Origin of the sequence: Kushneria halocnemicola (assembly GCF_965650455.1) — a bacterium.
Classification (GTDB): domain Bacteria; phylum Pseudomonadota; class Gammaproteobacteria; order Pseudomonadales; family Halomonadaceae; genus Kushneria.
Genome location: NZ_OZ287968.1, coordinates 826,778 through 839,015 on the forward strand (window position 1 = coordinate 826,778; position 12,238 = coordinate 839,015).

A 12,238-nucleotide genomic window follows, 5' to 3' on the forward strand; every position below is an offset into this window, starting at 1 on the left:
CAGGGAACAACCGAAGCGGCGGCCCGGGCGGGTCGTGGAGGCCAACAATGACAATATTTCGCGCGGTGTGGCGCAGCATCGAGTGGCTGATCGTGGCGCTGATGACCGCCATGATGGTGCTGGTGTTTTTCAACGTGGTGCTGCGTTACGGCTTCTCCTCGGGCCTGCGCTCCGGTATCGAGCTTTCCCGGCTCGGGTTTGTCTGGGTGGTGATGCTGGGGGCCTCGCTGTGCTTAAAGGATGGCGAGCACCTGGCCGTCACGGAGTTTTTTGATCGCCTGCCGGCCGGGGTGCGCTCCGTGATCGCGCGTCTTTTGTGGATCGTGATTCTGGGCGCCTCGATCATGCTGCTGATGGGCTGCTGGAAGCAGACGCTGGCCAACTGGCACAACATCTCGCCGCTGACCGGGCTGCCCACCGGGCTTTTCTATCTGGCCGGGGTGGTTGCCGGTGCGCTGATGAGCATTACCTCCATCATTGGACTGTTGCGCCCGGGGCCCGGGCAGGCGCCGGGCGAGCAGGGCGGCGACGGCCATTCACCGGCCGTCGATGAGGCGGCGCACGCCGCCAACGGGGAGCACCGCTCATGACGCTGGCACTGTTTCTGGGCGTACTGATCGGCGCGATTTTGCTGCGCCTGCCGGTGGCGTTTGCGCTGCTGCTGGCAGCGGGGGCGCTGATGCTCAATCTGGGCATGTTCAGCGCCGACATCCTGTCGCAGTCGATGATCAACGGGGTGGACAACTTCGCCCTGCTGGCGATTCCCTTTTTCATGATTGCCGGCGAGGTAATGGCGGTCGGCGGGCTGTCCGATCGCATCGTGAAGCTGGCGATGACGCTGGTCGGGCACTGGCGCGGCGGGCTGGGCTACGTCGCCATTCTGACCTCGATACTGCTGGCAGGGCTTTCGGGCTCGGCGGTGGCGGATGCCGCCGCGCTGGTCAGCATTCTCTATCCGATGATGCGCAAAAGCGGCTACCCGGCGTTTCGCTCGGTGGGGCTATTGGCCGCCGGCGGCATCATCGCGCCGGTCATTCCGCCCTCACTGCCGCTGATCATTCTGGGTGTGGCGGGCAATATCTCGATTGCCAAGCTTTTTATCGGCGGCATCGTGCCGGGGCTTTTGATGGGCGTGGCGCTGATGATTACGTGGCGCTTCATGATGCGCAAATCCGACATCGAGCTGCAGCCGAAGGCGAGCCGGGCCGAGCGGGTAAAGGCGCTGAAGGAGAGCGTCTGGGCGCTGCTGCTGCCGGTGATCATCATCGTCGGCATTCGCATGGGCGTGTTTACGCCGACCGAGGCGGCGGTGGTCGCGGCGGTCTACGCCATTGTGGTGTCGACCGTGATCTATCGCGAAATGAGCCTGGCCAAGCTTGCCCAGGTGCTCAAAAGCGCCGGGCGCTCGACGGCACTGGTGATGTTTCTGGTCGGCGCGGCGATGGTGGCCTCCTGGGTCATTACCATCGCGCAGCTGCCGCAACAGCTTGCCGAGCTGCTGGGCCCGCTGGTCGATAACCCGCGCCTTTTGATGGCCGCCATCATGGTGGTGGTGCTGCTGGTGGGCATGGTGATGGATCTGGCGCCGGCGATTTTGATTCTGGTGCCGCTGTTCATGCCGCTGGTGCGCGAGGCGGGCATCGATCCGGTCTATTTCGGCCTGATGTTTGTCATCAATTGCTGTATCGGTCTGATTACTCCGCCGGTGGGTACCGTGCTTAACGTGGTGTGCGGCATCAGCAAGACCACGATGAGTGACGCGGTGCGCGGCGTCTATCCCTTTGTTCTGGTGTATATCGCGCTGCTGGCGCTGTTTGTGCTGATACCCCAGATCATTACCGTGCCGATGCATTGGCTGATCGGCTGATTCCGAAGGCAAGGAGCAACAACATGACAAGATTCCTGTTCGGTACGACGCTCGGTATGAGTCTCGGTACAACAGCGGCAGCACTGATGGTGGCCATGTCGGTTTCCAGCAGTGTCTGGGCGGCGACCACGCTGCGCTTTGCGCACCCCACGCCACAAAGCGATCTGCAGCATGTGCTTGCCGAGAAGTTCAAGGAGGAAGTGGAAAAGGCCAGCGACGGTGATCTCAGGGTGCAGATATTTCCCAACGGGCAGCTGGGCAACGACGCCCAGATGATCGACGGCGCTCGCTCGGGGATCATCGATATCACACTGTCGGGGCTGACCAACTTTACCGGCATGGTGCCTGAAGCCGGCGCCTTTGAGCTGCCGTTCATGTTCACCGACAGCAATGCCGCCTACCAGGCGCTGGATGGGGCACCGGGTGAGGCGGTCATGAGCAAGCTGCCGGCGCTGGGGCTCAAGGGGCTGGCGTTTCCGGAAAACGGCTTTCGCGAGATGACCAACAATCGCGGGCCGATTCGGGAACCGGCGGATCTGAAGGGCCTGCGCATGCGGGTCAACAACTCGATCACGCTCAACAACATGTTCGAGCTTCTCGGTGCCAATCCGCAGCAGCTGCCGGTCGCCGAGCTTTACACGGCACTGGAAACCGGCGTGGTGGACGCTCAGGAGCATCCGCTGGGCATCGTGGTGTCGTTTAACTTCAACGAGGTGCAGGACTATCTCTCGATCAGCAACCACGCCTACTCGGCGCTGTTGATGGTCATGAATCAAAAGCGCTTTGACAGCCTCACGCCCGAGCAGCAGCAGATTGTCGAGAAGGCAGCGGCGGATGCCACGGCCATGCAGCGCCGGATGAACACCGAGCAGACCGAGCAGATGATCACAACGCTTGAAGAGGAAGGCATGGAGGTCAATCGCGATGTGGACACGGCGGCCTTCCAGCAGGCCATCGAACCTGTCTGGGAGACCTTTGTCGACCTGAACGGCGATGAGATGATCAAGGCGATTCAGGCCGTATCGGGCGAGCGCCAGTCGTAGGCGGTGGTGTCTGCATGCCGGGGCCGCGCCCCGGCATGTGAGGCGTTACTCGCCGTAAAGCGTGGCCAGAATGCGGCGGCTGCCGCCGTTTTCTCGATGTTCGCCGAGCCAGATGCCCTGCCAGGTGCCGGTGGCCAGGCGGCCGTTGTCGACGGCCAGCGTCAGCTCGGTGCCCATGAGGCTGGCCTTGATGTGGGCGGGCATGTCGTCCGGGCCTTCCATGGTGTGGCGAAAGTAGGGCAGATCGCCCGGAACGCGATCCCGGAAGAAGGCTTCCATGTCGTGGCGCACATCGGGGTCGGCGTTTTCATTGAGCGTCAACGAAGCCGAGGTGTGCAGCATCTGCAGGTGCAAAAGCCCCGTGGAGACCTCCTGCATTCGGTCGAGCGAGCTCAGAATGTCGTTGGTGATCAGGTGAAAACCGCGCTTGTAGGGCTTGAGGGTAATCTGCTGGCGGTACCACATGAGAAGGCTCCTTGTTGATGTCGTCTGGGGTCAAGGGTAGGTGAAGGCACCGGCTTGCCGCGAATCGATAATGCAGGCATGTGCTCGGGTGGCCAGAGTGGCGTATGAATATGTGTGCCTCGCTTCTGGTTCTGAAGGATCTTTCAGGGGGAAGGTGCCATGGCTGATGAGCGTCGAGCCGATCACGAGACTGTCTACTGGCCCCTGGGGCCCTTCAAGGTACGCCTGCCGTTTATTCACTATCGCTTTGAGTGGCCCGATTACTGTCAGGGCCTTTTGATGTGCGCCGTCGATCTGGCGGCGATTCCGCTGATGACCGAGCTTCTGGGCATGCCGTTTGAGGTGGCGCTGGCGGTGGTGCTGCTTAACGGCTTTCTCTATCTGACCCATCATTTGCTGGGGGATCCGGTGGTGCCCGGCTGGATCACGCCGGCGATACCGCTTTTGATGGCCTGGTGTCAGACCTTTCCCGAGGGCACCGAGCGCATTCATGCCCTGATCGCCTTTCAGATGACACTCGGGCTTTTCTCGATCGCGCTTGGGGTGTCGGGGCTGTCCCATCGCGTGGTGCAGCTGGTGCCCTCGGCACTCAAGGCCGGCGTGATCATCGGGGCCGGCATTGCGGCGGTCATGACGGTGTTCCAGGTCGGCGGTCGTTTTGACAGTTTCCCCTGGACCATTTCGATTGCGATCGGCGCGGCGTTTTATCTGCTGTTTTCCCGCCATTTTACCCGGCTTAAAACCAGCAATGGCTTCTGGGCCACCTTTGGCAAGCTGGGTATCTTTCCGATTATTGCGCTGGCCGTGGTGATCGCGCCGCTGTTTGGTGAAGCGTCCTGGCCGGAGATCGAGTGGGGCATTACGTCACCGGATTTCGTGGGGCTGTGGCGGGACTACACGCTGTTTGGCCTGGGCTGGCCGCCGCTGATGCTGTTTGTGCAGTCCCTGCCGGTGGTGCTGGCCACCTATATCGTGGTGTTTGGCGATGTATTGCAGGGCAAGGCGCTGCTGGACGAGGCCGATGCGGCCCGGCCTGATGAAAAGGTCGAGTACGGCCCCGACCGCGCGCACATGATCTTTGGTGGGCGCAATGCGCTCATGAGTGTGATCGGCCCGGATGTGGCCATGTGCGGGCCGCTGTGGGCGGCCATGCATGTGGTCATCGTTGAGCGCTTCAAGGAAGGGCGCAAGGCCATGGGCTCCATTTTTGGTGGGGCCGGTTCGTTTCGATGGGGCACCAATACCGGGCTTTTGCTGATGCCGATCGTGAGTCTGGTGCAGCCGATTCTGGGCGTGGCGCTGGCCCTGACGCTTCTGATTCAGGGCTATGTGAGCGTGCGGGTCGGCATCATGGCGGCGCGCAGCCAGCGGGATCTGGGCATTGCGGGCATCATCGCTGCGGTACTGGCGACCCGCGGCGCGGCCTGGGCCTTCGCCGTGGGCGTGGTGCTGTGTCTGCTTATTTACGGTCGCCGTTTTTTCACGGGAGAAAGCGACGGCACGCTGCAGCCGCATGAGGACGAAGGTAAAAAGTGAGACAGGCACCGTGCTGATGATGATACTAGGACCAAAGTCCGGCTGTACGACCGTCGGGCGGTGTGTCGGGATAATGTACGTCATGTCGAAAAGCAGTAAACGCCTGTCGCAATGACGCGAGATGACAAAGCGTGATGGTTCGTGTCTGCCAATGCCCCTGCCAGGAGAGTTGCCATGAATGAGCTGCGCCTTTACATGTTCCAGACCGGAACCCTCCAATGCCGTCGGTGCAACATCAGCATGAATGAAGGTCTGGATGACTACGAGATACCGGTGCCCTGGTATCTGATTACCCACCCGCAGGGGCATGTGGTCATTGATGGCGGCTGCGCCGTGGAGTGTGCCACGGATGCCAAAGGCCACTGGGGCGAGATCACGTCGGTGTATCGTCCGGTCATGCGCGAGGACGAAGGGTGCGTTCAGGCCCTGCAGGCCATGGGGATCGCACCGGAGGAGGTCCGCTATGTACTGCACAGCCATCTGCATCTGGACCATACCGGCGCGACCGGGCGCTTTCCCAATGCCGTGCATGTCGTTCGCCGGCGAGAGTATGAATACGCCATGGCCCCGGACTGGTTTGCTGCCGGCGGCTATATCCGCAAGGACTTTGATCGCCCGGGGATTCGATGGCAGTTTCTCGATGATGGCGAGGATGGCTTTGATCTGTTCGGCGATGGCGCGATCCGCTTTATCTTCACGCCCGGCCATGCCCCCGGCCACGCCAGTTTTCTGGTGAATCTCGAAGAGACCGGGCCGGTGCTGCTGGCCGTGGATGCGGCCTACACCATGGATCACTGGAATGAACGGGCGCTGCCGGGCTTTCTGGCCTCAACGGTTGACGCCGTGCGCTCGGTGCAAAAGCTGCATGCACTGGCGCGCAAGACACAGGCCATGGTGGTGACCGGGCATGACCCCGAGGCCTGGCCGACGTTTCGCCATGCCCCCGAGTATTACCGCTGAGGGCAACGTGATATCGCCGTTGTCATGTTCATGATCAGGGAGAGTGCCATGAAAACCCGTGCCGCTGTACTGCGAGAGATGCAAAAGCCCCGCCCTTATGGCGCGTCAAAGCCCTTGTCGATCGAGGAGGTCATGCTCGACCCGCCCGGTCGCGGCGAGGTGCTGGTGCGCATTCGCGCCGCGGGGCTTTGTCATTCCGATCTGTCCACCATCAACGGGGATCGACCGCGGCCGCTGCCCATGGTGCTGGGCCATGAAGCGGCCGGTGAGGTGGTCGAGGTCGGCGAGGGCGTTGATGATCTTGGTGTGGGGGATCATGTGGTGTTTTCCTTCGCGCCCAACTGCGGCACCTGTGCGTTTTGCCTGTCCGGTGAGGCGGCGCTGTGTCAGCCGGGGGCGGCAGCCAATACGGCCGGGCATCTGCTGGGCGGCGGCATGCGCCTGCATCACGGTGAGGAGACGGTCTATCACCACATCGGGGTGTCCGGATTTGCCGAGTACGCCGTGGCCTCGCGCCGCTCTCTGACGCGCATCGACCCGGAACTGCCGTTTCATATTGCAGCGCTGTTTGGCTGTGCGGTGCTGACCGGTGTCGGGGCCGTGGTGCATACCGGGCAGCTAAAGCTGGGACAGTCGGTACTGGTGGTCGGTCTCGGTGGTGTGGGGCTGGCGGCGGTACTGGGGGCGCTGGGCGGCGGGGCGCGTCAGGTGATCGCCGCCGACATTGATGCCGACAAGCTGGAAACGGCCCGGTCGATGGGGGCGACCCATGTGATCAACAGTGGCGACGCCGATGCCATCGAGCAGGTGCGTGCCATCAGCGGCGGCGGTGTCAATCTGGCCACCGAGTTCGCCGGTGTGGCGCCAGCGCTGGAATTTGCCTTTGAGTGCACCCGACGCGGCGGGACCACGGTGAGTTCCGGGCTGCCCCATCCCGATGTGCGACTGTCGGTCAGCCCGACCCGCATGGTGGCCGAGCAGCGCACGCTCAAGGGCTCCTATCTGGGCGGTCATGTGCCATCGCTGGATGTGCCGGAATACATCGCGCTCTACCAGGCTGGGCGGTTGCCGGTGGACCGGCTTTTGACCCATCGGCTCACCCTTGATGAGATCAACGAGGGGTTCGAGCGGCTGGCCTGCGGACAGGCCATTCGTCAGGTCATCGATTTTTGATCCGGTCAGGTCGTTCAGGTGGGAGGTGACAGGGCGGGTGTAATGCCGGCTGGCCTGCTAATCTGACAAACGCCTTTCGGCACTTCCGTTTACCAATCAGCAGGAGAAGATCATGGGGCAGACCCGTATCGAAAAGGACAGCATGGGCGAGCTGGAAGTGCCGATGGAGGCACTGTATGGCGCGCAGACTCAGCGCGCCATCAATAACTTTCCGGTCAGCGGGCACCCCATGCCGGCGTCATTCATTGCCGCCGTGGCACGCGTCAAGCGCGCCGCCGCCGAGGTCAACATGGATCTGGGGCTGCTCGATGAAGGCCGCGCGCTGGCCATCGTCAAGGCCGCCGATGCCATTATCCGCGGTGAGCACGCCGATCAGTTTCCGATCGACATCTACCAGACCGGTTCGGGCACCTCGACCAACATGAACGTCAACGAGGTGATCTCGCATCTGGCCTCGCGGGCGGATCTTGAAGTGGGCCCCAACGACCATGTCAACATGGGCCAGAGCAGCAACGACACGATCCCGACGGCACTGCATGTCTCGATGGCCATGGAACTCAACGAGAAGCTGCTGCCAACGCTGCGCTATCTGCAGCAGACCATCGAGGACAAGGCTGCAGCGCTTGACGATGTGGTCAAGACCGGACGGACGCATCTGATGGATGCCATGCCGGTGCGCATGAGCCAGGAACTGGGGGCCTGGGCCAATCAGGTCGAGCAGTCCATCGAGCGCCTTGAAAGCGGTCTGACGCGCCTGCTGCGCCTGGCACAGGGTGGTACGGCCGTGGGTAGCGGCATCAATGCCCATCCGGAGTTTGCCGAGCGCTTTGCCAAACGCCTGTCCGAGCAGACCGGACTTGGCTTTACGCCGGCGGACAGCTTCTTTGCCGCGCTGGGGTCTCAGGATGCCACCGTGGAAATGTCCGGCCATCTCAAGGCGTATGCCTGCGCGCTGATGAAAATCAGCAACGATCTGCGCTGGATGAACTCGGGGCCGCTGGCCGGGCTGGGTGAAATTGAACTGGAAGCCCTGCAGCCGGGCAGCTCGATCATGCCGGGCAAGGTCAATCCGGTCATCCCGGAGGCGGCCGCCCAGGTCGCCGCTCAGGTCATCGGCAACGACGCCGCGGTGACCGTGGGCGGTCAGTCGGGTAACTTTCAGCTTAACGTCATGCTGCCGCTGATGGCGCATAACGTGCTGAGCTCGATATCGCTTTTGAACAACGTCTCCGTGCTGATGGCAGACAAGGCGATCAAGAGCTTTAACGTTCGCGTTGATAACATCGAGTCGCCGCTGGCGCGCAATCCGGTACTGGTCACCGCGCTCAATCCGGTGATCGGCTACAACGAGGCAGCACGGGTGGCCAAAAAGGCTTATCAGGAGGGCCGCCCGATCATCGACGTGGCCGAGGAAGAAACCGAGCTTTCCCGCGAGGAGCTCGAGCGCTATCTCGATCCAGCCAGATTGACCCGCGGCGGCATTCAGGAGTAAATCACCTACGACAGCGCGCGCTGCACGGTCATCAACACCGTACAGGATAAAAAAAGGGCCCCGTTCGGGGCCCTTTTTCGTGTGCTGCTGGCTGCGAAGTCAGTGCGCCAGCGCGTGGTCCGGCGAGGGGGTGCCGACCGGCTCGTTCAGGTCATCCGGCGTGCTGCCCATGCGCTGCTCGACGTATTGCTGAAGTCGTTCGCGCTGCGTCTTGTCCAGACGCATGTCCATCTTGGTACGGCGCCAGAGAATGTCGTCGACCTGGGTGGCCCACTCATGATCGATCAGATAGTCCACCTCGGCGCGGGTCAAACCGGCGCCGAAGTCCTCGCCCAGTTTGGCCTCATCGGTAACGCCGCTCAAAAACGTCTCGCACAGCGTGCCGTAGCTGGAGGCAAACCGGTTCGCACGCCGCTCGCCGAGAAACGGGTACTGATTGAGCAGCTTGCGGGTATAGCCCTCGCGCGAATCGATATTGCCGCCCGGCAGGGGGCGCTTGTCGGTCCACGGCTTGCCCATGCTGGGGAACCAGGGTTCGATCTTTTCCATGGCGGATTCCGACAGCCGGCGGAAGGTGGTGATCTTGCCACCAAACACCGACAGCATCGGTGCGCCGGTATCATCCAGCGCCAGCGTGTAGTCACGCGTCATGGCCGACGGGTCGTCAGATTCATCATCACACAGCGGGCGCACACCCGAGTAGCTGGTGACCACATCATCACGGGTCAGCTGCTCCTTGAAGTGCGCGTTGACGACATTGAGGATGTAGTCGGTCTCTTCGTCGCTGATGGTGATATGCGTCGGGTCACCCTCGTAGTTCTGATCGGTTGTACCGATCAGGCTATAGTCGTTTTGCCAGGGCAGGACAAAGACGATGCGCTTGTCCTCGTTTTGCAGGATGAAGGCGCGATCATCACTGTTGATACGGCGAGTGATGATATGGCTGCCCTTGATCATGTGGATGCCGTAGCGCGACTGGCGCTGGGTGCTGCCCTTGATAAACGACTCGACCCAGGGGCCTGCGGCATTGACCAGCGCCTTCGCTCGACGAACCAGCTGCTCGCCGGTGCGGGTGTTTTCCAGCGTGATCTCCCAGACACCGTCCTTTTCAACGGCGTTGACACAGCGCGTGCGCACCAAGATTTCACCGCCCTGTTCCTGTGCCTGCAGCGCGTTGAGCACGACCAGACGCGCGTCGTCGACCCAGCAATCGGAGTATTCAAAGCCTTTTTTGATATCGGGCTTGAGCGCGCTGTTGTTGTCAAATTTCAGCGATTTCGAGCCGGGCAGCGTATCGCGCGGGCTGAGATGGTCATATAAAAACAGACCGGCGCGCAGCATCCAGGCAGGGCGCAGGTGCTGGCGATGCGGCAGGATAAAGCGCAGCGGCCAGATAATGTGCGGTGCCTTGTTGAGCAGTACTTCACGCTCGTGAAGCGCCTCGCGGACCAGACGGAATTCCTTGTGCTCGAGATAGCGCAGGCCGCCGTGGATCAGCTTGCTGGAAGCCGAGGAGGTGGCACTGGCAAGGTCGGCCTGTTCACAGAGTCCGATACTGAGACCGCGGCCGGCCGCATCGTTGGCAATACCGGTGCCGTTGATGCCGCCACCGATGATGAAAAGGTCCAGAACCGGGGTGTCCATTGCGGAAGTCTTGTCGGAAGTCATGCGCCTGCCTTGCGCGTCTGCGCCGGATAGGAAGTGGGGGATGCGGTAACGTTACCACCAAAAATGTTCGAATGTGAACATAATCCATGTTCAAAAGAACATCAAGCGATCGGTGATTGTCTGGTGCAATCGGCATGATCAGCTTTTCCCACGGCCTGGCGCCTCGCGTCAGGGGCAGATGTTGAGCGCGATGCTGTGTTCACTGAGCAGACGACATATCCCGGCGGGTGGCTCCTGATCGGTAAACAGGGCATGAATCTGATTGAGATGCCCCAGTCGCACCACGGCGTTGCGGGCAAACTTGGAGTGATCGGCGGCCAGATAGACCTGACGCGAATTGCCGATGATCGCCTGCGCCACTCTGACCTCCTGGTAATCAAAGTCGAGCAGGGCGCCGTCCTCGTCGATGCTGCTGATGCCGATAATGCCGAAGTCGACCTTGAACTGATTGATGAAGTCCACGGTCGCCTCGCCGATGATGCCGCCGTCGCGCGAACGCACGGTGCCGCCGGCCACGATAACGTTGAAGTCCTCGCGATGTTGAAGCGAGGCGGCGACGTTGAGATTGTTGGTGATGACCTCGAGCCCACGATGATTGAGCAGTGCCTCGGCGATCAGTTCGGTACTGGTGCCAATGTTGATGAAAAGCGAACTCTGATCCGGGATCTGTTCGGCAAGTGCCCGGGCAATACGGGCCTTGGCGTCGTGATTGATGAGCTTGCGGGCACTGTAGGCGGTATTGACCGTGCTGGACTCCAGCAGCCCGGCACCGCCATGAACCCGGCGTATCAGCTGCTCGTCGGCCAGCACCTTGAGATCGCGTCGAATGGTTTGTGGCGTGACGTTGAAATGATGCGCCAGCTGCTCGATGGTCGCATAGCCCTGACGCTTGACCATGTCAGCGATGGTGTCGTGGCGTTCCTGCTGGGTCATGTTCTGTCCTGTCGAAGACTTTACTGAGGCGAATCGGGAAGGCCAGGGTATCCCTGTGTCACTCGTTGAGCAATGGTTATATCCGCGTGTTGTTGTCTGTCGCGGATTGTGTTCGACAGACAACAAAAATTGTTGCTTTTCTACCGCGACGAGGGCCTTTCCGCCCCTTGAAACAGGCTTGTAATACTAAGGTTTAAAGCCGTTTAATTTGTTTATTATCAAAGGCTTGAATTGTTTTTTACAAAAAGTCGGAAACGGCACATCGTTTTTTGAGCCGGTTTCTATAGGATGCTCGGAAAGCAACACAGACGCGCCTTGAATGTATAAAAATCAACGTTCTTCCGGGGTAAAAGATGGGTATCATCGAAACCATTCTGGTTCATGAAATTGCCGGCACGGCCTTTTTGACGCTGCTGGGCTGTGGCGTGGTCGCCAATGTGCTTTTGAAAAAGACCAATGGTCACGGCAGTGACGGCATCGTCATCTTCTTTGGCTGGGGCCTGGCGGTGTTTTGTGCCGTTTATGTGGCCTTTGACACCGGTGCACATATCAATCCGGCGGTGACCATTGGTTTACTCATTGGTCCGGCAAAGGAGTACGCCGAAGGTATTCCGATCACCTTCGCCACGACAGTTGCCTATCTGGTGGCCGAGTTTATCGGCGCCTTTATCGGCGCGGTTGTGTGCTATCTGGCCTACAAAAAGCAGTATGACGAGATGGATGATGCCGGCGCCATTCTTGCCACATTTTCGACAGGGCCTGCCATCAAGTCCTACGGCTGGAACATGGTGACCGAGATCATCGGGACATTTGTTCTGATCTTTGTGATCATCATGTTTGGAAACACGCCCAGCGGCCTTGGGCCTCTCGCGGTCGCGCTGCTGGTGGTATCGATTGGTGCGTCACTGGGCGGGCCTACCGGATACGCCATTAACCCGGCACGCGATCTTGGCCCTCGCATTGCACACGCTGTGCTGCCCATTAAAAACAAGGGCAGCAACAACTGGGGTTATGCCCTGGTGCCGGTGATCGGCCCGATCATTGGCAGCACGCTGGCCGCCCTGGCTGCCCACATCTATTAAGTCATCATCGGTTTCATAC

At 60.8% G+C, this 12,238-nt stretch carries 11 protein-coding genes; 8 read left to right on the forward strand and 3 right to left on the reverse strand.

Annotated features, from left to right (window positions below; all coding sequences use genetic code 11):
* The first annotated feature begins 47 nt into the window (after positions 1 to 47).
* The 3 genes from ACS92L_RS03635 to ACS92L_RS03645 are packed head-to-tail and all read left to right on the forward strand — an operon-like array spanning position 48 to position 2,910.
* Positions 48 to 590: a TRAP transporter small permease gene (locus ACS92L_RS03635; protein WP_438767165.1), complete on the forward strand. Its 543-nt coding sequence runs from the start codon at positions 48 to 50 to the stop codon at positions 588 to 590.
* Positions 587 to 1,867 (forward strand): TRAP transporter large permease subunit, encoded by a 1,281-nt coding sequence (locus tag ACS92L_RS03640; protein ID WP_438767166.1) that lies wholly within the window; start codon positions 587 to 589, stop codon positions 1,865 to 1,867. Before ACS92L_RS03635 ends, ACS92L_RS03640 begins: the two co-directional genes overlap by 4 nt.
* A 23-nt stretch (positions 1,868 to 1,890) precedes the next feature.
* Positions 1,891 to 2,910 (forward strand): DctP family TRAP transporter solute-binding subunit, encoded by a 1,020-nt coding sequence (locus ACS92L_RS03645; protein ID WP_438767167.1) that lies wholly within the window; start codon positions 1,891 to 1,893, stop codon positions 2,908 to 2,910.
* A gap of 45 nt (positions 2,911 to 2,955) precedes the next feature.
* On the opposite strand, the gene ACS92L_RS03650 is transcribed toward ACS92L_RS03645, so the two are convergent.
* Entirely contained in the window at positions 2,956 to 3,375 is a 420-nt protein-coding gene (locus ACS92L_RS03650) for a secondary thiamine-phosphate synthase enzyme YjbQ (RefSeq protein WP_115853315.1), read from the reverse strand.
* A gap of 159 nt (positions 3,376 to 3,534) precedes the next feature.
* Here ACS92L_RS03650 and ACS92L_RS03655 point away from each other — a divergent pair, with 159 nt between their 5' ends.
* The 4 genes from ACS92L_RS03655 (at position 3,535) to ACS92L_RS03670 (ending at position 8,536) form a co-directional block, all read left to right on the forward strand.
* Positions 3,535 to 4,911: a hypothetical protein gene (locus ACS92L_RS03655; protein ID WP_438767168.1), complete on the forward strand. Its 1,377-nt coding sequence runs from the start codon at positions 3,535 to 3,537 to the stop codon at positions 4,909 to 4,911.
* Positions 4,912 to 5,085: 174 nt separating this feature from the next.
* Positions 5,086 to 5,871: an AttM family quorum-quenching N-acyl homoserine lactonase gene (gene attM / locus ACS92L_RS03660; protein WP_438767169.1), complete on the forward strand. Its 786-nt coding sequence runs from the start codon at positions 5,086 to 5,088 to the stop codon at positions 5,869 to 5,871.
* Between the two features lie 48 nt (positions 5,872 to 5,919).
* Positions 5,920 to 7,044, forward strand: coding sequence for a zinc-dependent alcohol dehydrogenase family protein (locus ACS92L_RS03665; RefSeq protein WP_438767170.1), 1,125 nt, complete (start codon positions 5,920 to 5,922; stop codon positions 7,042 to 7,044).
* A 112-nt stretch (positions 7,045 to 7,156) separates the two neighbouring features.
* Positions 7,157 to 8,536, forward strand: a complete 1,380-nt coding sequence (locus ACS92L_RS03670) for a class II fumarate hydratase (RefSeq protein WP_438767171.1) — start codon at positions 7,157 to 7,159, stop codon at positions 8,534 to 8,536.
* A 99-nt stretch (positions 8,537 to 8,635) separates the two neighbouring features.
* On the opposite strand, the gene glpD is transcribed toward ACS92L_RS03670, so the two are convergent.
* Both glpD and ACS92L_RS03680 read right to left on the reverse strand, forming a co-directional pair.
* Positions 8,636 to 10,204: a glycerol-3-phosphate dehydrogenase gene (gene glpD, locus ACS92L_RS03675; protein ID WP_438767172.1), complete on the reverse strand. Its 1,569-nt coding sequence runs from the start codon at positions 10,202 to 10,204 to the stop codon at positions 8,636 to 8,638.
* A 168-nt stretch (positions 10,205 to 10,372) separates the two neighbouring features.
* Positions 10,373 to 11,137 carry a DeoR/GlpR family transcriptional regulator gene (locus ACS92L_RS03680; RefSeq protein ID WP_438767173.1) on the reverse strand — a complete coding sequence of 255 codons (765 nt, stop codon included), beginning with the start codon at positions 11,135 to 11,137 and terminating at the stop codon, positions 10,373 to 10,375.
* 353 nt (positions 11,138 to 11,490) lie between these two features.
* Between ACS92L_RS03680 and ACS92L_RS03685 the strand changes: the two genes are divergently transcribed.
* Positions 11,491 to 12,219: an MIP/aquaporin family protein gene (locus ACS92L_RS03685; protein ID WP_438767174.1), complete on the forward strand. Its 729-nt coding sequence runs from the start codon at positions 11,491 to 11,493 to the stop codon at positions 12,217 to 12,219.
* Positions 12,220 to 12,238 lie beyond the last annotated feature (19 nt).